The organism is Alistipes sp. An31A (assembly GCF_002159425.1).
GTDB classification, from domain to species: Bacteria; Bacteroidota; Bacteroidia; order Bacteroidales; family Rikenellaceae; genus Alistipes; species Alistipes excrementigallinarum.
Genome location: NZ_NFIO01000010.1, coordinates 40,393 through 62,863, shown reverse-complemented (window position 1 = coordinate 62,863; position 22,471 = coordinate 40,393). Strand labels below are relative to the sequence as shown.

Genomic DNA, 22,471 nt, shown 5'->3' with positions numbered 1-22,471 from the left:
GCAGCATGTTCTCCTGCAACAGCCTGTCTGCCTTCGATTTCGGTCTGCCCGTCGGTCGGGGTCACAGCCGTGAAAGCCTCCGCCATCCGGAGCCTCAGCCGCTCAGCCGCCCGCCGGTCGGGGCTCAGCCGCCTGGCCGCCGGAATCTCAGCCGTCCGGGTAGCCCCCCGTGAAAGCCTCCGCCCGCCGCCCGGGTCACAGTTCTCAGCCGCCGGGGTCACAGTTCTCAGCCGTCCGGGGTCTCGGCCGTCCGCAGCCCGGAACCCAGCCCCCGCTGCTCGCCCCCTCCGCCGGCCGGGGTCACAGCACCACCACGTCAGTATGGCCGTCCACCTGCAACTGGCGAATCTCCTGCGTCGAGCTTACGTAGAGCGTCTCCAGCTCGGGACTCGACTGCGTATCGACCCGCTCCATGACGGCAGCGCAGCCGCTCACGTCGAGCGTCCGCAGGGCGTTGCCGCCGCAGACGAGCGTCGAGAGGGCCGTATCGCCCCTCAAATCGAGCGAGGAGAGCAGGTTGCCGCTGCAGTCGAGCGTCGCAAGTATCGCGAGCCGCTCGACATCGAGCCACGAGATGCGGTTGCGGGCGCAGTTGACCTCCACGAGCCGCGGGCACGACGAGAGGTCGAGCCGCGTGAGGTCGTTGTCGCTGCAGTCGAGCCGCTGCAGGTTGCGGAAGTCGGAGATTTCGTCGAGCGAGGCGATGCCGCACCCCGAGCAGTCCATCCGCACGATGCGCTCGGCCTCGTAGCGCGAGATGCGCCCGTCGTCGTTCAGGTCGAGCGTCTCGAGGCAGTAGCGCTCGAAGGCGGGGTCGGTAAAGCGCAGGTATTCGGTTCGCGCCGCGTCGTCGTACCCGTCATCGAGCAGTCCGCACGAGGTGCAGAGCAGCACGAGAAGCGATGAAAGGGCACGGCGCATGTTCTATGATGATGTTGTTGAAATTGAGTCTTTTACAGGTCAGATGTCGATATCGTCGTCGGTCTCTTCGAGCCCCTCCGAGCTGCCGTCGTCCTGAATCTCGTCGGCGCCCTTGATTTCGTCGTCGTAGTAGTCCTTGTCGTCGTCATCCTGGGCGTGGTCGTCGACCTTCACGTCGATTTTCACCAGATAGGCAACCTCGTCCGTATCGAACGGTACGGCGTAGAAGAAGTCGCCGTTGGGCTTGTCGACACGCATCATGGCGTCGGTGAATCCGAGGGGATACTTCTCCCGCACGGCTTCCTGAAGTTCGGGGCTGAGGTTGTGGAGACTCGCAACGATATGTTTCTTCGTGCTATTCTGTTTGGTCATGGTACAGCGTAAAACTAACGTGTAAAAATTTTCTGCAAGTATACGCAAAATTTGCAAACCGCACCACCCCGGAATATTTTTTATTGCATTTTTTTCGAATTTCGATGATGTTCTGAACAAATTGCGTACCTTTACACAACAATACATATATTTAATGCCCCCACGGGCTGCCCGCGCCGGCCTCTTCGCCGGCGGGAGGCGCCGCGACGGGCAGCCGCCCCGCCCCACTCGGCACCGGGCGGCAAACGGACAAACACGATGACACCCCAGGAACGAATCGAGGAGCTCCGCCGGGAGCTCGACCGCCACAACTATAAATATTACGTCGAAAACGCCCCCGAAATCTCCGACTTCGAGTTCGACACGATGATGCGCGAGCTCATCGACCTCGAGCGGGAGTATCCCCAGTATGCCGACCCCAACTCGCCGTCGGTGCGCGTGGGCAGCGACCTGACCTCCGACTTTCGGACCGTCCGCCACCGCTTCCCGATGCTCTCGCTGGGCAACACCTACTCGCTCGACGAGCTGCACGAGTTCATCGACCGCATCGAGCGGGAGGTGGGGGCCGCCGACCTGGTCTGCGAGCTGAAGTTCGACGGCACGGCCATCTCGCTCACCTACGAACACGGCGCGCTGGTGCTGGCCGCGACGCGCGGCGACGGTGTCGAGGGCGACGACGTGACGGCCAACGTCCGCACCATCCGCTCCGTGCCGCTGCATCTGCACGGCGAGGGGTGGCCCGAGCTGTTCGAAATCCGCGGCGAGGTGCTGATGCCCTACGCCTCGTTCGACCGGCTGAACGCCGAGCGCGAAGCGGCGGGCGAGCCGCTGCTGGCCAATCCGCGCAATGCGGCGGCCGGGACGCTCAAGCAGCAGGCCTCGTCGGTGGTGGCCCACCGCGGGCTGGACTGCACGCTCTACCAGCTGGCGGGCGACAACCTCCCCTTCACGAACCACTGGGAGAGCCTGCAGCAGGCGCGCACGTGGGGCTTCAAGGTATCCGACGCGATGCGCATCTGCCACACGCGGGCCGAGGTCGACGCCTTCATCGACCACTGGGATACGGCGCGGCGCGAGCTGCCCTTCCCGACCGACGGCGTGGTCATCAAGGTCAACGACTTCGCCCTTCGGCGCCAGCTGGGCTTCACGGCCAAGGCGCCGAAGTGGGCCGTCGCCTACAAGTTCAAGGCCGAGCAGGCCCTCACGCGGCTCACAAGCGTCGACTTCCAGGTGGGGCGCACGGGGGCCATCACGCCGGTGGCCAACCTCGAACCGGTGCTGCTGGCCGGCACCACGGTCCGCCGGGCGACGCTCCACAACGCCGAGCAGATGGCGCTGCTCGACATCCGCCCGGGCGACATGGTCTATGTCGAGAAGGGGGGCGAGATTATCCCGAAAATCACGGGCGTCGAGCTCTCGATGCGCCCGGCCGACAGCCGCCCCTTCACCTACATCACCGAGTGCCCCGTCTGCCACACGCCGCTGGTGCGCTACGAGGGCGAGGCGAAGCACTACTGCCCCAATGCGGACGGCTGCCGCCCGCAGATTCTCGGCCGCATCATCCACTTCATCGGCCGCAAGGCGATGGACATCGAGGGGCTGGGCGAGGAGACCGTCGAGCTGCTCTACGACAACGCGCTGGTGCGCAACGTCGCCGACCTCTACGACCTGCGCGCCGAACAGCTGGCCCCGCTGCCGCGGCTGGGCGAGCGGTCGGCCGAGAACATCATCCGCTCCATCCGCCGCTCGACGGAGGTGCCCTTCGCACGGGTGCTCTTCGCGCTGGGCATCCGCTTCGTGGGCGAGACGACGGCCAAGTATCTGGCGGGCCACTTCGGCTCGCTCGACGCCGTGATGAAGGCCTCGCGCGAGGAGCTGGTCGAGGCCGACGAGGTGGGCGGCCGCATCGCCGACGCCATCCGCGAATACTTCGCCGACGAGGAGAACCTGCGCATCATCGACCGCCTGCGCAGAGCCGGGGTGCAGCTGGAGGCCCGGGCCCGCACGCTCGCCTCGAACCGTCTGGCGGGCAAGAGCTTCGTCATCTCGGGACGTTTCCTGAACCACAGCCGCGACGAGCTGAAGGAGCTCATCGAGCTGCACGGCGGGCGCAACCTCTCGGCCGTCTCGGCCAACGTCGACTACATCGTGGCGGGCGAGAAGATGGGCCCGGCGAAGCTCAAGAAGGCCGAGAAGCTGGGGCTGAAGATAATCTCCGAGGAGGAGTTCGACGTCATGCTGGCCGAGGCCGACTCGCCCGAGGCAGTGCCCGAAGCAGGAACGGAACCCGAGGCAGGAGCGGCCCCCGAAACAAGCGCGGCACCCGAAGCGGCGGAGGAGACTCCGACCGAAACGGAACCGGCAGCCAGCCCGACCGGGGAGCAGGCCGAAACCGGTGCGAAGCCCGAGGCAGGCGCGAAACCCGAAGCAGAACCGAAGCCCGAGGCAGGCGCGGCACCCGGAGCGGCGGAGGAGCCCCCGACCGAAACGGCACAGGCAGCCAGCCCGACCGGAGCGGCACCCGACGCCGGACCGAAGCCCGAAACCGACGCGAAGCCCGGCAGCGACGGCGCGGCGCGGCAGGGCGAACTCTTCTGAGGCGCGGCGGGTCCGGCCCAACACTCCCGCGGCGGCTCCGGCCCAACGCTTCCGGGATGCGGCGGCTCCGGCCCAACGCTTCCGGGATGCGGCGGCTCCGGGGCGGCACTCCCGCGGCGGCTCCGGCCGAATGTTTCCGGACGGCAGCTCCGACCGAACACTCCCGGGGCGCGGCTCCAGCCGAACTCAACCGGGGCGGCGGCTCCGGCCCAGCGGCTCCGGCCGCAGACAACCATCAGCACCATGAACAGGGGCACGACCGGTAACCGGTCCGAGGCCCGCAAACCATAAACCCTAAACAGCGAACAAACCATGTTACAGAACAAACTGGCCGGCGCAGGCGCCGCCATGATAACCCCCTTTACGCCCGACGGACGGGTGGACTACCAGGCTCTGGCCCGCATGCTCGACTACGTCATCGAGGGGGGCGTCGACTACATCGTGGCCCTGGGCACCACGGCCGAGACGCCGACGCTCTACATGCCCGAACGGGCCGTCATCGCCATGTACATCACCGACCACATCCGCGGCCGCGTGCCGCTGGTGATGGGCTGCGGCGGCAACTCCACCTCGGAGGTGCTCGACCAGCTGCGCGAATTCGACCTGCGGGGCGCCGACGCCATCCTGAGCGTGACGCCCTACTACAACAAACCCTCGCAAGAGGGGCTCTACCAGCACTTCCGCACCGTCTCGGAGCACTCGCCGCTGCCCGTCATCCTCTACAACATCCCCGGCCGCACGGGGGTCAACATGACGGCCGAGACGACGCTCCGCATCGCGCGCGACTTCCCCAACGTAATCGGCATCAAGGAGGCCTCGGGCAACATCGAGCAGATGCAGCAGATTCTCGACAACCGCCCCGAAGGGTTCCTCGTCCTCTCGGGCGACGACGGCATGACGCTCGAGCTGATGCGCCGCGGCGGCGACGGCGTCATCTCGGTGGCGGCGAACGCCTTCCCGCGCCGCTTCATGGAGTGCATCAACCTGGCCAAGCGCGGGGCGTTCGACGAGGCCGACCGCGCCTACGAACGGCTGCGCGAGGCGGTCGAGGCGCTCTTCGCCGAGGGCAACCCCGTCGGCGTGAAGTGCGCCCTGGCGACGATGGGGCTCATCGGCCCCACGATGCGTCTGCCGCTGGTCGAGGGGACCGAAGCGCTGCGCCGCCGCTTCGAAAAACTCATTGCGGAATACGATTTGCGGTAGGCTGCACGTTAGTTATCCATCCAGTAACGTGCACAACCGCTGCCTATGAAACGATTCGAACAAGTGCTCCTTGCACTGCTGCTCCTGCCGGCGCTGGCGCTGGCCAAGGTGCCCGACGACGAAGACATCCTCGACCGGACGATGAACACCGCCTCGCCCTTCTACTACACGAAGCTGATGATGCGCTACAACGCGGGCGATTCGACGATGACCGACGAGGACTACCACTACCTCTACTACGGCTACGCCTTCCAGGATGCCTACAAGCCCTTCGCCTCGAACCAGGCGCTCGACCGCATGCTGATGATTGCCGCGCGCATCGACGTCGAGCGGCCGCTGCGCGAGGACCTCGAGTTGCTCGTCTCGGCGGGCAACGACGCCCAGAAGGTCGACCCCTTCAGCCCGAAGGTGCTCAACCTGATGGCCTACGCCTACGGGGCGCTGGGCGACACCATCCGCGAGCGGGCCTACTACGAACGGATGAACCGCATCATCCGCACCATCGAGCAGTCGGGCGACGGCTACACGCAGAAGACGCCGCAGCACATCCTCATGTTCGACCATGCACTCGACGTGCTCGCCTCCGAGGGGCTCCCCTACGGCCGCAGCCGCGTCATCAGCCGCGAGGTCGAGTTCGTGCCGCTCGTCTCGCCCATGGTCATCGAGGGGAAGAAGCGCAAGGGGTTCTACTTCGACTTCAGCCGCATCTACCGCAACAAACCCGAAGGATACACCTATAAACGTGACCGCACATGGCAATTCAACAATCTGAAACCCCGCACCTACAAATAATCGCACGCCGCCTGCTGCTGCTCGTGCTGACGGCCGCCGCGGCCTTCGGCTGCAGCAAGGAGGAAGGCGAGCGGCAGCGCCTTGAGAGCAACGTCGCGAGCGTCGTGCTGCGCTCCGAGGCGGGCTCCGAGGCGTCGTTCACCGTCTCGTCGAGCGGCCCGTGGTCGCTCACCACGACGGGCGAGGAGTTCGAGGTCGTCGGCCCCGCGAGCGGCGACCGCGGCGAGACGACCGTCACGGTGCGGGCGCTCGCCGCGAATGACGGGCGGCTGCGCCGCGAGCTGGGCAGCATCACGCTGCAGCTCGACAAGGGCGGGCTCCAGACGCAGGTAGGCGTCGAGCAGAGCATGGCCACGGCGCCCCAGACGCTGCTCATGTACATGCCCTGGTCGGGCGACCTCACCTCGTTCTTCGAGCAGAACCTCGCCGACATGGAGCAGACCGTCGCCGCCGGCTACCTCGGCGATACGCGGCTCGTGGTCTTCTTCATGCCCGATGAGCGGCGGGCCGAGTTCTTCGAGCTCTACCACGACAACGGGCAGTGCGTCCGGCTGAACCACCGCACCTACGATACGGCGCCCGACTTCACCACGGCCGAGGGCATCGCCTCCATCCTCGAGCAGGTGCGCCAGACGGCCCCCGCCGAGCGCTACGCCATGACGATTGGCAGCCACGGCATGGCCTGGCTCCCCGTCTCGGGCATCTACGCGCGGCCCGGCAGCGCGGCTCCGCGCGAGCGGGAGTACTGGGAGTATGCGGCCGAGGGTGCGGCACTGACCCGCTGGTTCGGCGGCAAGCTGGACCAGTACCGGACCGACATCACCACGCTGGCCGAGGGCATCACGCAGGCCGGCATGGAGATGGAGTACATCCTCTTCGACGACTGCTACATGTCGTCGGTCGAGGTGGCCTACGACCTGCGCCACGTCACGCGCCACCTCATCGGCTCGACGTGCGAAATCATGGCCTACGGATTCCCCTACGCCCTGATGGGGCGCTACCTGGTCGGCGAACCCGACTACGAGAACATCTGCGAGTCGTTCTACCGCTTCTACAGTTCGTACCAGTACCCCTACGGGACGATTGGCGTGACGGACTGCGCCGAGCTGGAGCGTCTGGCCGACATCATGAAGCGCATCAATGCGGGCGATGTCTTCGACGGCTCGCAGCTCTCCGAGCTGCAGGTGCTCGACGGCTACAACCCGACGCGTTTCTTCGACCTGGGGGACTACGTCCGCCACCTCTGCACCTCGCCCACGCTGCTTGCCGAGTTCGAGGAGCAGCTCGCCCGCACGGTCCCCTACCACCGCCACACGCCGGAGTTCTACTCGATGTCGAGCGGAGCGAAGGCGATTCACACCTTCTCGGGCATCACCACCTCGGACCCGAGCACGAGCGACGCCACGCGGACCAAGCAGCAGACCGCATGGTGGCAGGCCACGCACGAATAGCGGGCCGCTGACCGGGGTGCCGACCGGCCGCCCGCGCGACCTGCCGACCATAGCTCCGCCGCCAGCCCATAAAAAAAGAAGAGAAGCGACCCCGCAAGGGTCGCTTCCCTTTTATCCTTTTGCCCAGCCCTAACCTCCGACTTCCGCTCCCGCCTACTCCCGGACCGGCGACGCGTACCCGACCCGGCCCGCATCGGCCCGCGCATAGATGACCTGCAGGCGGCGCGTCATGAAGAACTGCAGCACGCCGCGCAGGAACATGTAGAGCATGAATGCGAGCCAGAGGGCGTTGTTGCCAATCCACCCGTAGAAGAGGTGGTAGATGGCGAAGTAGGCCGCCGTAGCCCAGAACATCGAGTTGCGCATCACGCGCGTATGGGTCGCTCCCACCATGATGCCGTCCATGATGAAGGGCATGGCACTGGCGATGGGGATGATGATAATCCAGACGATGTAGCGCCCGGCAAGCTCGACGATGGTCGGGGCGTCGGGGGCCGACGCGTCGACGAAGAGCCCCACCAGGTCGCGCCACCAGACGATGTAGATGCCCACGAAGAGGGCCGAGACGGCCGTCCCCCAGAAGATGCAACGCTTGAGGCATGCGCGCAGCGAGCGGCCGTCGCGCGCCCCGATGAAGCGCCCCGTGAGCGCCTCGGCGGCATAGGCGAAGCCGTCGTTCATGTAGGAGAAGAGGGTGAAGAGCTCGAGCAGCAGCGTGTTGACCGCCAGCATCGCCGGGTTGTCCATGCGGGCCGAAGCCCCCGTGAAGAAGGAGTAGACGGCCACGATGCAGAGCGTGCGCAGCATGATGTCGCGGTTGACGATGAAGAAGTGGCGCAGCGGACGCAGGTCGAAGACCTCGCGCCAGTCGATGCCCGTCAGCACGTGCCGGTAGCGCCACACCAGCAGCAGCGCCGCCAGCATCACCCCCGTCCACTGCCCCGCAACGGAGCCGTAGGCGATGCCGACGATGCCCATCTTCATGCCGAAGGCGAACCAGAGGCTGCACCCCACGTGGACGATGTTGACCGTCACGGCCGTGCACATCGGAATCAGGGCGTTCTGCATGCCCGTATACCAGCCGTTGAAGCCGAAGAGCATGATGCCCGCCGGGACGGCCCAGATGCGGGCGTAGAAGTAGGCGCGCGTCATCTCGCCGCCGTTCATGGCCCAGAGCGCCAGCTCGCCGATGGGGTACTGCAGCGCGACGACCAGCAGCCCCATCGAGGCGGCCACCACCAGCGCACGGGCCAGCATGTTGGTGCACTCGCGGAAGTCGCCCGCACCGAAGGCCTGCGCCGTGAAGCCGCTCGTGCCCATCCGCACGAAGGAGCAGTTCCAGTAGATGAAGTTGAAAATCGAGACCCCGATGGCCAGCGCCCCGATGTTGGCCGCCGAGTCACCGGCCGAGTGGCCGGCGATGGCCGTACCGACGATGCCCATCAGGGGCACCGTGATGTTCGAGACGATGTTGGGCAGCGCCAGGCGCAGGATTTCGCGGTTCATCGACATGGGCACTCGCCGCCGGAGGGTAGATGCCGCAAAGAGCCGCCGCGGCAGGGGGTTCCGGCGAAGCGAATACAAAGATACACTTTAATTCGACAAAATGAAGGCCCCGCCCCCCTTTTGTTTCCGATTTCGGCACGAAGCGTGTGCAGAATCCCGAAAATTGAATTACCTTTGTGCAACCTTGTCGACGCGTGCGGGTTAGCGCATCGGAGGGGAAGCCCCCTTCCCGTGCCCGGACCCATGCGCAGGGCCGCCGCTCCGCACGGCGGAGACGCAGCCGCCGACCGGGCAAAAGGGGCAAATGCCGGCAGGAATCCGGGCGTCAGCGACGCCCCGAAACGAGTTCGACGTATTCCGCCGCCGGCAGGAGCCTCCGTTCAGCAAACAGACCATACCGAAAAAACATCCACGTCGAACTCGACCATTCGTATGAAAGAACACAAGAACGACTCAACCGACGCACTCGCACGCTTCGGGCGTGACAAGCGGGTGCGTACCGCAACGGTCACGGCGGAACGCGTTGAGCGCAGCCCGCGTCCGCAGCGCGATGCCGCCGACTCGGAGCGACCCACAACGGACCGACAGCCCCGCAAACGGGCTTCGTACAACCCCAACTTCACGGCCGACAACCGCCCGCTGCACGAGGAGCAGCAGGGCCGCAGCTACGGCGAGCGTCCGCACTACGGCGAGAAGGAGCACTCCGGACGAGGCTTCCAGGGCCGGGGAGGCGCCGCACGCGGAGGCGAGAGCCGCCGCGGGCAGTACGCAACGCGCGACCGCGACGAGCGGCACGAGACGCGCGGCCGCTATGAGCGCTACGAGCGCCGCGACCGCCGCGAAGAGCAGTACGGTTACTACGACGAGGAGCCGCGCGAGGAGTACGGCCGCTACGGGCAGCGCGACGAGCGTGACGAGGAGCGGCGTGCAGGCCGCGGCCGTGACGACCGCCGTGACGACCGCCGTGACGACCGCCGTGACGACCGCCGCGAACGCCGCGCCGGGGAGTACGGCCACACACCGCACAAACCCAACAAGCGATACGACAACAACCGCGCAGAGGGGCGCTCCGCCTCGGCATACGGCGAGCGCAAGGCTCCGCGCAAGTATGGCGAACGGCCCTCGTACGACGGGCGCCGCGAGGAGCGCGGCGGACGCTTCTCCTCGGCGCGGCGCGGCGAATGGAGCTCCTATCCGCGTTTCGACGCGGCGAAGGGGAGCGGCGAGATTCGCCTCAACCGCTTCATCGCGCAGTCGGGCCTCTGCTCGCGCCGCGAGGCCGACGACTACATCCAGGCGGGCGTGGTCACGGTCAACGGGCAGGTGGTCACGGAGCTGGGGAGCAAGGTGAAGCCGACGGACGACGTGCGCTTCAACGGCGAGCGCGTACAGGGCGAGAAGAAGGTCTACCTCGTGCTCAACAAGCCCAAGGGATATGTGACCACGATGGAGGACCCCCACACCGACAAGACGGTGATGGAGCTGGTCAAGGGAGCCTGCACGGAGCGCATCTATCCGGTTGGCCGGCTCGACAAGAACAGCGTGGGACTGCTGCTCTTCACCAACGACGGCGACCTGACCAAGCAACTCACCCACCCCTCCTACCGCAAGAAGAAGATTTACCAGGTGACGCTCGACAAGCCCCTCACGCGTGCCGACATGGATGCCATCGCCGAGGGCATCACGCTCGAGGACGGCGAAATCTATGCCGATGAAATCTCCTACGTTTCGGAGAACAAGGAGGAGGTCGGCATCGAAATCCACTCGGGGCGCAACCGCATCGTGCGGCGCATCTTCGAGCATCTGGGCTATACGGTGCTGAAGCTCGACCGGGTCTACTACGCCGGTCTGACGAAGAAGAACCTTAAGCGCGGACAGTGGCGCTTCCTCACGCGCGAGGAGGTTGAGCGCCTCAAGTCGGGACAGTACGAATAGTGCGCCGCGGGCTAACCGCCGCCGGACCACGGAGGCCGCCATCGGTGCGGCCTCCGTTTTTTATCTTCCACCGCCTCACCCCGGCTGTTCCGGCATCCTCTCCGCCACCCGGTCCGGCACTAACCCCCCCCACACACACAGACAGTCGCCTACCCGACGACACAAGCGTCCAACACTCGCTTGCCCCACGACCTCCTCTCCGGCGCCCAAACCAACCGCCCACACACACCTCCTGCCGCGCCTCCCCGCGCCCCCCTCCCCGACAGACACAAAAAAGCGGCTCCCGGCACCGGAACCGCCACCCTACATCCGCATCCTCGCCCGCACCATCCGCCCCCCCGAACCGGCTGGGAAAAAGCACCCTCTTCCTGCCACGTCTTCCACGTCCGCGCCGCCCGGAAAAGCGCCGCCCCGCGCCTTCCCGCACCTCCAAGTGCCTCCCCTCCCCGGCAGGCACAAAAAAAGCGGCAGCCCGCTAAAGGCTGCCGCGCTTCGTTCAAACCGCCGGGCGATTAGTTACCCTTGATTTGGTTGTAGAGGTCGTTGTACTTCTTGTACTTGTCCATCATGCCCTCCTCGTCACGCAGACGGAAGCAGAGCGACTTGAGGAACTCAACGGCGTCCGGGTCGTTGGGCTTCAGCTCGAGGACCTTCTCGAACCAGGGCACTGCTGCCATGTAGACCGCATTGACCGTCTTCAGATCGGCATCGTAGTCGGCCTGGCTGCTGTACTGACGCTCGTTCATCTCCTTATTCATGGCATCGCCCTTGAGCGCATAGAAGAGGCCGAGGTAGTAGTTGCCCTCGTACATGTCGGGCTTCAGCTCGACAATCTTCTCGAACGACTTGATGCTCTCGTCGTAGTTCTTCAGCGCGTAGAAAATACGGCCGCGGCCGAACCAGAGGTCCGTGTTGGTCGGATTCTCGGCAATGGCGGCGTCAATCATCGTCACCAGGTCGGCGGGGTCGCCCACGCCCTTCTCGGCCGTGTAGAGCTGCATCAGACCGTCGAGAATACGCTCGCTCTTCGGGAACTTCTCGATACCCTCCAGCAGCGCATCCTTGCTCTTCATGACGAAGGCTGCGTCCTTATCCTTCTGGCCGTAGTAGCAGTGGAAGAGGTAGTAGTAGATGTTGCCATCCTCGTCCGTATAGCCCTGCTCGAGCGCACGGTTCAGGTAGTCGGCACCCTCGGCATAGGCCTCGGGGTTCGTCGAACCCTCGACCGTCTTCAGATAGCCCGCATAGTAGAGCAGCGCCAGGTTGGGCTTCTCGCCGTAGGCGGGGCTGCTCTGTGCGGCATAGGCCGTCATGTAGTACTTGGCCGCGTCGGCATACTTGCCCGTGGTGATGCTCACGTCACCGGCCTGTGCGCAGAAGTCGCTGATTTGCTTCAGACCGACCTTGACCTTCGATGCGGTCTTGGGGTCCATGTCGTAGGCCTTGTTGTAGGCCTCGAGCGAGAGCTCCAGAGCGCCGGGGTAAATCTCCTGGGTCTGCGTCCATGCCATAATCTTGTTGTCCTTGACATAGGCCGTGTAGTAGGGATATACATAGGCCGTGTAGGGCACGTCGAGCAAGGTCACCTCGGAGGTCGACTGGGGCTCTCCGTCGTTGAACTTGAGCATCACGGGGTCCATTTCGAGGAACAGGTCCTTCGTCGGTTCGGATACGGCCTCGAAGAAGAGCTTGCCGCGATTTACCCACGTTGCAGCCTTGGCTCCCTTCTTGGCGTCGGCGATGTCGGCGTCGCTCTTCTCGATTTTCGAAAGGAACGAATCCTTGTTCACCTTCTGAGCCTGCACGGCGGGAACTGCCAGAAGCAGCGCCGCGAGGGCCGTTACACATGTTTTTTTCATAAAGAACTTATTTTTAGGTGTTTGTATTTGGTTTCCGTCATGCGGTGTTTCCTACCTGCAAATATAGGCATAAAATCCACTACTGCAACAGATGCGCCGCATGAAACTGCCCCAAAGATGTCCTTTCCGGCCGAAACGGCCCGGAGGAACTACTTCTCCGGGGTCGTCTCAGTCGTCTCGGTCGTTGCGTCCTGAGCGCCGTTCTCCGCATCCGGAGCCTCGACTGCGGTCTGTCCCGCCGTTTCGTCCGTTGCGGCAGAAGTCTCCTCCTCGTCGGCATGCGGCACGGCCATGACCGAAGCAATCGCGTCGCCCTCGCGCAGGTTGATGATGCGCACGCCCTGCGTGGCGCGTCCCGCCATGCGGATTTGCGACACGGCCGTGCGGATGGTCAGGCCCGAGCGGTTGATAATCATCAGGTCGTTGTCGTCGGTCACGGCCTGAATCGAAATCAGGTCGCCGGTCTTCTCCGTGATGTTAATCGTCTTCACGCCCTTGCCGCCGCGGTTGGTGATGCGGTACTCCTCCAGGTCGGTGCGCTTGCCGTAGCCGTTCTCGCTCAGCACGAGCACGTCCTGCTTCGAGTCGGGCTCGATGCAAATCATGCCGACCACCTTGTCGCCCTCCTCGAGCGAAATGCCGCGCACGCCGGCGCCCACACGTCCGATGGGACGCACCGTCGTCTCGTTGAAGCGAATCGCCTTGCCGCCGCGGGCCGCAATCATGATTTCGGCGCTGCCGTTCGTGAGCTTCGCCTCGAGCAGCTGGTCGCCCTCGCGGATGACAATCGCGTTGACGCCGTTCTGACGCGGACGCGAGTAGGCCTCGAGCAGCGTCTTCTTGATGACGCCCTCCTTCGTGCACATGACGATGTAGTGGCTGTTCACGTAGTCGGCATCGTCCAGACGCTTGACGTGGATGTAGGCGCGCACCTTGTCGTCGGGCTCAATCTGGATGACGTTCTGGATGGCGCGGCCCTTCGAGCTGCGCGTGCCCTCGGGAATCTCGTAGACCTTAAGCCAGTAGCAGCGGCCCTTCTCCGTGAAGAAGAGCATCGTGTTGTGCATCGTGGCCGTATAGATGTGCTCGATGAAGTCCTCGTCGCGCGTGGCGCTCCCCTTGGCACCCACGCCGCCGCGGTTCTGCGTACGGTACTCGGCCAGCGGCGTGCGCTTGATGTAGCCCATGTGCGAGATGGTGATGACCATGTCGTCGTCGGCGTAGAAGTCCTCGGGGTTGAACTCCTCCGAGGCGTAGACAATCTCCGTGCGGCGCTCGTCGCCGTACTTCTCCTTGACCTCGAGCAGCTCCTGCTTGACAATCTCGAGCTGCATGCCGACGTTGGCCAGCACCTCCTTCAGGTGGGCAATCTGCTTCTCGAGCTCGTCGCGCTCGGCCACCAGCTTGCCGTGCTCGAGCCCCGTGAGGGCGCGCAGACGCATCTCGATGATGGCCGAAGCCTGGATGTCGCTCAGCCCGAAGCGCTGAATCATCGTCTGCTTGGCGGCGTCGGGGGTCTGCGACGAGCGGATGATGTGGACAATCTCGTCGATGTTGTCCTGGGCGATGAGCAGACCCAGCACGATGTGGAGGCGCTCCTCGGCCTTGCGCAGCTCGAAGCGCGTGCGGCGCACCACCACGTCGTGGCGGTGGTTGACGAAGTGCTTGACCAGGTCGCGCAGGTTGAGCAGCTGCGGGCGGCCGTTGACCAGCGCGATGTTGTTCACCGGGAAGACCGTCTGCAGCGGCGTATTCTTGTAGAGCGTGTTGAGCACGACGCTCGCCACGGCATCGTGCTTCAGAATCACGATGATGCGCAGTCCGTTGCGGTCCGACTCGTCGTTGATGTAGGAGATGCCCTCAATCTTCTTCTCGTTGATCATGTCGGCGATTTTCTTAATCATCTCCGCCTTGTTGACCATGTAGGGAATCTCCGTGATGACGATGCACTCGCGGCCGCTGGCCGTATGCTCGATTTCGGTGCGGGCGCGCATGACCACCCGACCGCGGCCCGTGAGCAGCGCCTCGCGCACACCCTCGTAGCCGTAGATGATGCCTCCCGTCGGGAAGTCGGGGGCCTTGACGTATTTGAGCAGCTCCTCGCACTCGATGTCGGGGTTGTCGACATAGGCGCAGCAGGCGTCGACCACCTCGCCCAGGTTGTGCGGGGCCATGTTGGTCGCCATGCCGACGGCAATACCGCTCGCGCCGTTGACCAGCAGCAGCGGAATCTTCGTGGGGAGGACCGTGGGTTCGGGAATCGTATCGTCGAAGTTGAGCGTCCAGTCGACCGTCTCCTTGTCGATGTCGGCCATCACCTCGTCGGTGATTTTCTTCATGCGGGCCTCGGTGTAACGCATGGCGGCAGGCGAGTCGCCGTCCATCGAGCCGAAGTTGCCCTGGCCGTCCACGAGCGGGTAGCGCATCGACCAGTCCTGGGCCAGACGCACCATGGCGTCGTAGACCGACGAGTCGCCGTGGGGGTGGAACTTACCGAGCACGTCGCCGACGATACGTGCCGACTTACGCGTGGGTCTGTCCGAATAGAGATTCAGCTCGGCGCTCATGTCGTAGAGGATACGGCGATGCACGGGCTTCAGACCGTCCCGCACATCGGGAAGCGCACGCGACACGATGACCGACATCGAATAGTCGATGTAGGCCGTCTTCATCTGCTCCTCGATGTTAATGGGGATGATACGCCCCACCAAACCGGCATTCTTTTCTTCTTCAGTTAGCATTTCTCTCTGGAATTACCTTCGTTTTAACAGACAAAAATAGGCTTTTTTTTCGATATGGCCAACTTTGGGCGCCGAAATCTGGGGCCGCGACGGGGCAATTCGCGCGATTTGTCCCCGCAAGGCCCCCTTTCGGGCGATTTGAGCCGTTCAAAAAAAAATCCCGACAGGGGGTCGGGATTTTTACGGGGTTTCGCTGCGGGTCGTAACCGCCGTGCGACCGTTTCGGCCGCGGGCACCGCCTCTGCAATCAATGGCGGCCGGAGGCTCGCCACAACCGGCCGCACCCATCGGAGCCGCCGCGGACGGAAGGCCGGCAACGCAGAAAAACCGGCAGCACCGAAAAGCCGGAAGTGCCGAACGGCAGGCCGCAGACGACCGGCAGACGGCGCCGGATGGCGGGCCGCAACAGGATGACGGGCCGTGCCGGGCCGCGGGTTACAACAGAAAGCTGGCCGCAACAGGGAGGCGGGCCGTGCCGGACAGCAGGTCGTGGGCGGAAGGCTGGCCGCGCCGGATGGCGGGCCGCGCCGGATGGCTGGCCGCGCCGGATGGCTGGCCGCGGACGGGCTACCGGAAGTCGATGAACTCGTAGCCCTTGCAGGCCGAGGCGTCGAACGTGCGCAGGGCCGCATGCTCCGCAGCGATGCGGCTCACCCGCACCACAATCTGCTCGCCGTCGAAGTCGTAGGTCAGCGAACGGGGCTTTGCGGCAGAGGTATCCACCTCGAGCAGGATGCTCCCCACGGGCAGCGCACCCCCCTCCGCCGGCGTGAGGCGCACCACGGCGCACGAGCCCACCTCGCTGACGAGCGAGGCACGGTACTGCGCATCGAGGAAGTCGAAGGCGCGCGTCGGGTTGTCGACGATGTTGCGGCTCGACTCGTTGACCCGGTCGATGACCACCTCGCGTCGGCGGTGGTCCACCTCATAGCGGACCTTGCCGTCGCAGAAGACCTCGGCATCGCCCAGCGTCATGCTGTAGCGGTTGCCCGAGACGCTGTAGTGCCCCTCGACCGTCTGGTCGCCGCTCTCGACGGCAAACGAAACGCCGTAGTCGCCCAGCGCCCTGATGGAGGCCACCAGCCGCCGGAGCAGCTCTTCGGCCCGCTGCGAAAGCTCCGAGGAGGGCGCCGCAGCCACGCGGGTCCCGGCATCCGTCGCACGTACAGCCGCAGCGACAGTTGCAGCCTCCGCCTCGGTTGCAGCCGCAAACTCCGACGCAGACGCAGCCTCAACAGCCGTCCCGGACGCCTCGGCAAACCCGGCAAACCCGGCGCCCTCGGCGGCAGTTGCCGCCTCCGTCTCCGTTGCAGCCGCAAACTCCGACACAGCCGCGGCCTCCGACACAGCCGCGGCCGGCAGTCCGGCAGCGAAGCGAAGCTCCGTCGCAGAGCGAACCTCCGCGGCGGTCGAAGCGCCGAGGAATGCCTGCGCCGCCCGGAGCGGCTGAGCAGCGAAGAGCAGCAGCGCGCCGCAGAGCGGCCACCCCCATGTATGGATTCCGTATTTCATCATCTTCAAAGGTATTTGTCGGTTCATATTGCGCCATCCGGCGGGTTGCCCGGCCAGAATCGACGCCTCCCGGCCTCAGGTTGACCGTCCGCAATCGAAGTTCACCGGGCCTCGGGTTCCTTGCCCGCAATCGGAGCCTCGCGGGCGCATCCACGTCGGACCGCCCTTTCACCGGACCGCTTCAGCTCCGGGACCGCCCCTTCACTGTCCAACCTCTCATCGGGCCCGCCCCCTCTCACCGGAACCGCCCCGTCTCCGGGGTCGTCTTCCCCTCTCGTCCGGTCCCCCCCGTCCGGCCTCAGAAGAGGCCCAGGTCCTGCAGTTTGGCCTCGAGCGAGGGCATGTCGTGGAAGAGGATGTCGCGCGGCTTGGCCCCCTGCTGGCGGCCGACGATGCCGGCACGCTCGAGCTGCATCATGATGCGGCCCGCACGGTTGAAGCCCACCTCGTAGTTGCGCTGAATCATCGAGGTGGAGATGCTCCCGCTCGAGACGGCGTCGCGGGCAATCTCGGCAAAGAGCGAGTCGTACTTCTGGGGCGCCGACGACTCCTCGCTGCCCATGCCGCCGCCACCCTCGCCCGAGTCGGGGGCGTAGTCGGGCAGCAGGTAGGCCGACGTGTAGCCCTGCTGCTTGGAGATGTAGTCGACAATGCGCTCGACCTCCCGCGTCTCGACCAGCGCGCACTGGATGCGGGTCAGCTGGCCGTCCTTCGAGAAGAGCATGTCGCCGCGGCCGATAAGCTGGTTGGCACCCGGCTGGTCGATGATGGTGCGCGAGTCAATCATCTGCATCACGCGGAAGGCGATGCGGGCCGGGAAGTTGGCCTTGATGCCGCCCGTGATGACCTTCACGTCGGGTCGCTGCGTGGCGATGATGAGGTGGATGCCGATGGCGCGGGCCTTCTGCGCCAGACGCATCACGGGACCCTCGACCTCGCGCGCCGTCATAATCAGGTCGGCGAACTCGTCGACCACCACCACGATGTAGGGCAGGTAGCGGTGGCCGTTGTGGGGATTCAACCGCCGCGAGACGAACTTCTCGTTGTACTCCGAGATGTTGCGCGCCCCGGCCTTCTTGCAGAGCTCGAGGCGGGCGTCCATCTCCATGCAGAGCGAGTTGAGCGTATAGACCGCCTTGCGCGGGTCGGTGATGATGGCCTCCTCCTCGGACTCCATCTTGGCCAGGAAGTGCTTCTCGATTTTGGCGTAGAGCGAGAATTCGACCATCTTGGGGTCAATCATCACGAACTTGAGCTGCGCGGGGTGCTTGCGGTAGAGCAGCGAGGTGATGATGGCGTTCAGACCCACCGACTTGCCCTGACCCGTGGCGCCGGCCACGAGCAGGTGGGGCATCTTCGTGAGGTCGAAGACGTAGTTCTCGTTCTGAATCGTGCGGCCGATGACCACCGGCAGCTCGGCCTTCGACTCCTGGAAGCGCAGCGAGCGGATGGCCGAATACATCGAGACCACCTGCTTGTCGCGGTTGGGGACCTCGATGCCGATGGTGCCCTTGCCCGGGATGGGGGCGATGATGCGGATACCCAGCGCCTTGAGGCTCTGGGCGATGTCGTTTTCGAGGCCCTGGATTTTCGAAATCTTGACCCCCTGCGCCTGGACAATCTCGTAGAGCGTCACCGTCGGGCCGACCGTCGCCTTGATGCGCTGAATCGGAATGCCGAAGTTCTTGAGCGTCTCCTCGATTTTCGACTTGTTCTCGTAGATTTCCTCGTCGCTCACCTCCGTGTCGGACATGTAGTCCTCGAGCAGCGAGACGGGCGGGCGGTGGTAGTTGACCAGGTCCTTGAGCGGGTCGTAGGCGTCGGTGGCAATCTGCGCGTCGTCGACCTCGCGGGCCTTGTTGGCCTCGACCGTCACCACGATGCCCGGCTCGGCGGCAGCCGCATGCAGCGATTCGACAGGTTCGGCGGCGGCATGCAGCGGCGCGGCGGGTGCGGCGGGCGTTTCTGCTTCGTACTGCGGGGCGGCGGGCGCCTCCTCCCCGTAGTGCGGAGCGGCTGTCTCCGCCTCGTGCTGCGATGCGGCGGGGGTGAGGGCAATCTCGACGAAGGGCGACGAGGGGACAGCGGCCGGCTCCGGTGCCGCGTGCCGGGCGGAGGAGTCCTGCCGTGCGGCGCCGGCCTCCCCGGAGGCTTCCGGTGCGGACTCCGGCGCGGGCTCCCCGCCGACGGTGATTTCGGTGAAGGGGCCGTTCTGCACCACGGCGGGACGGCGCACGGGGGCGGCGGGGCGTTCGAGCTCGACCAGCCCGCTGCGGCCCATCACCAGACGCCCCTCGCGCGACGCGAGGTCGACCTCCTCAAAGGCGTCATCCGACGCGTCGGCATGCGGCGCGTGCGGCTGCTCCGCCTCCTCCTCGGCGGTGTGGCGGGCAATCTCCATCTCGACGGGCTTGCCGTCGGGGGCCAGTTCGAGGAAGGGGTTCTCCTCCGAAGCGGCCGCAGCCGTCGGACGGGGCTCCTCCGCACGGCGCTGCACGGTGAGCGTCGCCGGCTCGTCGTGCGGCACCTCGCGACCCGTCCGGCCGGGCACGTCGCGGGGGTTCTCACGCTCGGAGGTCGTTGCCGGGCGCTCCGCGGCGGCATCACGGCGCTGCGCGGCATGCTGCGCAGCCGGTGCGGCCTGAGCGGCCTGAGCGGCCGTACGCGGCGAGGAGGGCTCGGACGGGGCCGCTTCGGCCTCCTGCTCCTCCTGCTCACCCTGCTGGGCATGGCCCGAAGCCATCTTGTGGCAGACCATGTCGACAATCCGTCCCCCCTTGTCCACCATGGCGTTGCCGGCCGTATTGACCGTATTGATGAAGTTGCGGTTGATGAAGACGCCGGTCAGAATCCAGCCGCCCAGCAGCAGGATGAGGGTCCCCACCGAGCCAATCTGGGCGCCGAGCCACTCGCCGCCCCCGATGCCGAAGGCGCCGCCCCACCCCGTGCTCGAGCAGAGGCTCCACTTGTCGCCGAAGGCGAAGCCGAGGGTGAGCGACCCGAGAATCATGATGAGCGAGAGCGAGAGAATCGAGTGGTTGAACAGGATGGGGCGCTGGCGAATGATGCGCACCCCCACCAGCGTCAGCATCACGGGGATGAGCACCCCGAAGACGCCGAACGAACGGCCGACGAGCTGCTCGCCCAGCCAGGCACCCGCACGCCCGCAGAGGTTCTCTACCGTGTCGTCGTAGAGCGGGCTGTCGCTGCCGACGCCCTGCAGCACGCTCAGGTCGGCCGACCAGCAGAAGAAGGAGAAGAGGACCGACGCCGTGGCGAAAAGCCCCGTGAAAAAGAGCAGCAGGCCGAGCGTCCAGCGGGCGCTGTCGCGGTTCGAACGGGTGGTCTGCTGACGACTGCCGGAGGAGGTATTTTTGGATGCCATGGAATTTGCGCTTGATTTATCAAGCGAAGTTACGGAAATTTTGCGAAACTAAAAAATCGGAGGGTTGAATCCGTCGGAAGAATGCGGCGGAGCCGCGGCGGCTCAGCGCGTTGCACGGACGGCATCGAGCCGTACTCGAACTGGCGGCGCGCAACCGACTGAAAGCGAGTGTGCCGCGACATGGCTCAGCCGACCCGGAACTTCACTGTCCCGCCGCCCGACTTCGGCCCGGAGCTTCTCCGCCCAGCCGACCTGTTCCGGTCCGGAGCTTCACCGCCCCGCGTCGGCCCGGGCATCCGGTTCGGCCCGGTCTCCCGGTTTAGCCCCGCCGCCCGACTCGGCCCGGAACTTCACCGCCCGGCAAGCGGCTGCAACATATTCCCGGACCGCTGCAACCGGTTCTCCGCCCTGCCGCCTGGCAGACTGTCGCCGCAACGCTCCATGCCGCCCCGCCACCGCCCGGCAAGCGGCGGCAAAATATTCCCGGACCGCTGCAACCGGTTTTCCTGCCCCGCCGCAGCTTGGCGGACGGGCGCCGCAACGCTCCCTGCCGCTCCGCCGCCGCTTACCGGGCAGCGGGCGTATCGGCGTCGGCAAAGGCCTTGGCGCGGAGGCGCTCCCGGTAGGCCTCGTCGGCAAAGGTGCGGAATTCGCAGGTGGGAGGGTGGTCCGGGGCGGCCCGCAGACCGTACTGGTCGAGCAGCTGGGCCGTGCGCCGCGCCACGGCCGGCGAGGGGTCGATGATGGTCACGTCGCGCCCGGCGACAATCCGCCTGAAGACGGGCATCAGAAAGGGATAGTGCGTACAGCCGAGGACAATCTGGTCGGCACCGCGCTCCAGCATCCCGGCCATCGCCCGACGCACGCACTCCTCGGCCTCGGGCGTCGCCTCGCGGTCGGACTCCACCAGCTCGACGAAGCCCTTGCCGGGGGCGGTCACCACCTCGATGCCGCGGCCGTAGCGGGCCGCCGTACGCCGGAAGAGCTCGCCGTCGAGGCTCCGCTCGGTGGCCAGCACCCCCACCACCCCGCTGCGCGTATGCAGGCAGGCGGGTTTGACGGCCGGCTCCATGCCCACGAGCGGGATGTCGGGATAGCGCTCGCGCAGGAAGTCAATGGCTGCGGCCGTGGCCGTATTGCAGGCGACGACCACCAGCTTGCACCCCTGCGCAATGAGGTAGTCGACCGCCTGGCAGGCCAGACGGCGCACCTCCTCGCGCGGCCGCGCCCCATAGGGGCAGTTCTTGCCGTCGCCCAGATAGAGGAGCGACTCCCCGGGCAGCGCACGCCGCAGCTCGCGCCACACGGTCAGGCCTCCGAGGCCCGAATCATATACTCCGACAGGACGGTTGTCCATAGCAATCAGACGTCAGTTTGAAGATTCAACGCACCAGGCCGTCCGCCCGCAGCCGGGCCACGACGGCATCGAGCGCCGCCTCGTCGCTCAGCGCATCGCACGCCAGCGTGAGCTGTGCACGCTCGTAAAAGGGGGCGCGCAGAGCCATGTCGCGCTCCATGAAGGGGACCAGCTCCTCGTCGCTCAGGCCGCGCAGGCGGGGGCGCTTGCGGCGGCCGTAGGGGGTCAGCCGGCGGGCTATTCCCGCCGCCGAGCGCTGCAGGTAGACCGTCACGCCCGAGCCATTCATGCGCTCCATGTTGTCGTGCCACAGAGGCAGGCCGCCGCCCGTCGAGACCACGACGGGCTCCGCCGCCGCAATGAGGTGCTCGAGCACCTGCCGCTCCACCTCGCGGAAGCGCTCCTCGCCCTCGTAGTGGAAGATGTCGGCCACGGAGGCCCCCTCGGCCTCCTCGACCAGCGCGTCGGTGTCGGCAAAGCGCCACCCGAGGCGGCGCGAGAGCTTCCGCCCGACGGTGCTCTTGCCGCACCCCATGTATCCTATCAAAAAGAGAGGTTTCATCGTTGCATGTTCCATTTGCCGGCACCGGCTCTGCCTCGGCTTTTCCGGCGCCTTCCGCCGGCATCTTCTCGGGCTTGGCGTCCCGCCGACGCCCCGCCGGCATTTTCCGGCGCCCCGCAGACACCTTTCCGGCACCGTTTCGGGCTCCTTCCGCCGGCATTTTCCGGGCACCGCTCCGGCATTTCTTCCGCCGCTCCGCAGGTACCCGGCCGACGCCACCGGCGTCTTCCGCCGGCTTCATCTCGGGCTTGGCGCCCCGCAGGCTCCTTCTTCTCCG

Annotated in this window: 14 protein-coding genes; 5 read left to right on the top strand and 9 right to left on the bottom strand. The window is 65.8% G+C overall.

What is annotated here, in order from left to right:
- Positions 1-300 precede the first annotated feature (300 nt).
- Positions 301-921 (bottom strand): leucine-rich repeat domain-containing protein, encoded by a 621-nt coding sequence (locus B5F90_RS08860; protein WP_204229548.1) that lies wholly within the window; start codon positions 919-921, stop codon positions 301-303.
- 39 nt (positions 922-960) lie between these two features.
- Positions 961-1,293, bottom strand: coding sequence for a hypothetical protein (locus B5F90_RS08855; protein ID WP_087362444.1), 333 nt, complete (start codon positions 1,291-1,293; stop codon positions 961-963).
- 258 nt (positions 1,294-1,551) lie between these two features.
- On the opposite strand from B5F90_RS08855, the gene ligA reads away from it, so the two are divergent.
- From ligA to B5F90_RS08835, 4 genes are all read left to right on the top strand, one after another.
- The gene (ligA, locus tag B5F90_RS08850; protein WP_087362443.1) at positions 1,552-3,891 is read left to right on the top strand and encodes an NAD-dependent DNA ligase LigA; all 2,340 of its coding nucleotides are present in this window, start codon (positions 1,552-1,554) and stop codon (positions 3,889-3,891) included.
- Between the two features lie 312 nt (positions 3,892-4,203).
- The gene (dapA, locus tag B5F90_RS08845) at positions 4,204-5,094 is read left to right on the top strand and encodes a 4-hydroxy-tetrahydrodipicolinate synthase (RefSeq protein ID WP_087362442.1); all 891 of its coding nucleotides are present in this window, start codon (positions 4,204-4,206) and stop codon (positions 5,092-5,094) included.
- A gap of 45 nt (positions 5,095-5,139) precedes the next feature.
- A complete protein-coding gene (locus B5F90_RS08840; RefSeq protein ID WP_087362441.1) occupies positions 5,140-5,886 on the top strand; it encodes a DUF4919 domain-containing protein in 747 nt (248 codons plus the stop codon).
- On the top strand, positions 5,847-7,337 hold the full coding sequence (locus B5F90_RS08835; protein WP_239307778.1) for a clostripain-related cysteine peptidase: 1,491 nt from the start codon (positions 5,847-5,849) through the stop codon (positions 7,335-7,337). Before B5F90_RS08840 ends, B5F90_RS08835 begins: the two co-directional genes overlap by 40 nt.
- 153 nt (positions 7,338-7,490) lie before the next feature.
- Here B5F90_RS08835 and B5F90_RS08830 read toward each other — a convergent pair whose 3' ends face one another.
- Positions 7,491-8,849 carry an MATE family efflux transporter gene (locus tag B5F90_RS08830; protein ID WP_087362440.1) on the bottom strand — a complete coding sequence of 453 codons (1,359 nt, stop codon included), beginning with the start codon at positions 8,847-8,849 and terminating at the stop codon, positions 7,491-7,493.
- A 426-nt stretch (positions 8,850-9,275) separates the two neighbouring features.
- On the opposite strand from B5F90_RS08830, the gene B5F90_RS08825 reads away from it, so the two are divergent.
- Positions 9,276-10,778 carry a pseudouridine synthase gene (locus B5F90_RS08825; protein ID WP_087362439.1) on the top strand — a complete coding sequence of 501 codons (1,503 nt, stop codon included), beginning with the start codon at positions 9,276-9,278 and terminating at the stop codon, positions 10,776-10,778.
- 512 nt (positions 10,779-11,290) lie between these two features.
- Here B5F90_RS08825 and B5F90_RS08820 read toward each other — a convergent pair.
- From B5F90_RS08820 to B5F90_RS08795, 6 genes are all read right to left on the bottom strand, one after another.
- Positions 11,291-12,637 (bottom strand): tetratricopeptide repeat protein, encoded by a 1,347-nt coding sequence (locus B5F90_RS08820; RefSeq protein WP_087362438.1) that lies wholly within the window; start codon positions 12,635-12,637, stop codon positions 11,291-11,293.
- A 149-nt stretch (positions 12,638-12,786) separates the two neighbouring features.
- The gene (gene gyrA / locus B5F90_RS08815) at positions 12,787-15,378 is read right to left on the bottom strand and encodes a DNA gyrase subunit A (protein WP_087362437.1); all 2,592 of its coding nucleotides are present in this window, start codon (positions 15,376-15,378) and stop codon (positions 12,787-12,789) included.
- A gap of 567 nt (positions 15,379-15,945) precedes the next feature.
- A complete protein-coding gene (locus tag B5F90_RS11180) occupies positions 15,946-16,893 on the bottom strand; it encodes a hypothetical protein (protein WP_239307777.1) in 948 nt (315 codons plus the stop codon).
- A 295-nt stretch (positions 16,894-17,188) separates the two neighbouring features.
- Positions 17,189-20,275: a DNA translocase FtsK gene (locus tag B5F90_RS08805; RefSeq protein WP_087362436.1), complete on the bottom strand. Its 3,087-nt coding sequence runs from the start codon at positions 20,273-20,275 to the stop codon at positions 17,189-17,191.
- Positions 20,276-20,840: 565 nt separating this feature from the next.
- A complete protein-coding gene (gene murI / locus B5F90_RS08800; RefSeq protein ID WP_087362435.1) occupies positions 20,841-21,632 on the bottom strand; it encodes a glutamate racemase in 792 nt (263 codons plus the stop codon).
- Positions 21,633-21,657: 25 nt separating this feature from the next.
- Positions 21,658-22,194, bottom strand: a complete 537-nt coding sequence (locus B5F90_RS08795) for a shikimate kinase (RefSeq protein WP_087362434.1) — start codon at positions 22,192-22,194, stop codon at positions 21,658-21,660.
- Between the last annotated feature and the right edge of the window lie 277 nt (positions 22,195-22,471).

What these genes read in the sequence shown, in the direction of transcription:
- B5F90_RS08860 (WP_204229548.1), bottom strand. Translation starts at nt 921, where the DNA reads ATGCGCCGTGCCCTTTCATCGCTTCTCGTGCTGCTCTGCACCTCGTGC.
- B5F90_RS08855 (WP_087362444.1), bottom strand. Translation starts at nt 1,293, where the DNA reads ATGACCAAACAGAATAGCACGAAGAAACATATCGTTGCGAGTCTCCAC.
- ligA (WP_087362443.1), top strand. Translation starts at nt 1,552, where the DNA reads ATGACACCCCAGGAACGAATCGAGGAGCTCCGCCGGGAGCTCGACCGC.
- dapA (WP_087362442.1), top strand. Translation starts at nt 4,204, where the DNA reads ATGTTACAGAACAAACTGGCCGGCGCAGGCGCCGCCATGATAACCCCC.
- B5F90_RS08840 (WP_087362441.1), top strand. Translation starts at nt 5,140, where the DNA reads ATGAAACGATTCGAACAAGTGCTCCTTGCACTGCTGCTCCTGCCGGCG.
- B5F90_RS08835 (WP_239307778.1), top strand. Translation starts at nt 5,847, where the DNA reads ATGGCAATTCAACAATCTGAAACCCCGCACCTACAAATAATCGCACGC.
- B5F90_RS08830 (WP_087362440.1), bottom strand. Translation starts at nt 8,849, where the DNA reads ATGTCGATGAACCGCGAAATCCTGCGCCTGGCGCTGCCCAACATCGTC.
- B5F90_RS08825 (WP_087362439.1), top strand. Translation starts at nt 9,276, where the DNA reads ATGAAAGAACACAAGAACGACTCAACCGACGCACTCGCACGCTTCGGG.
- B5F90_RS08820 (WP_087362438.1), bottom strand. Translation starts at nt 12,637, where the DNA reads ATGAAAAAAACATGTGTAACGGCCCTCGCGGCGCTGCTTCTGGCAGTT.
- gyrA (WP_087362437.1), bottom strand. Translation starts at nt 15,378, where the DNA reads ATGCTAACTGAAGAAGAAAAGAATGCCGGTTTGGTGGGGCGTATCATC.
- B5F90_RS11180 (WP_239307777.1), bottom strand. Translation starts at nt 16,893, where the DNA reads ATGATGAAATACGGAATCCATACATGGGGGTGGCCGCTCTGCGGCGCG.
- B5F90_RS08805 (WP_087362436.1), bottom strand. Translation starts at nt 20,275, where the DNA reads ATGGCATCCAAAAATACCTCCTCCGGCAGTCGTCAGCAGACCACCCGT.
- murI (WP_087362435.1), bottom strand. Translation starts at nt 21,632, where the DNA reads ATGGACAACCGTCCTGTCGGAGTATATGATTCGGGCCTCGGAGGCCTG.
- B5F90_RS08795 (WP_087362434.1), bottom strand. Translation starts at nt 22,194, where the DNA reads ATGAAACCTCTCTTTTTGATAGGATACATGGGGTGCGGCAAGAGCACC.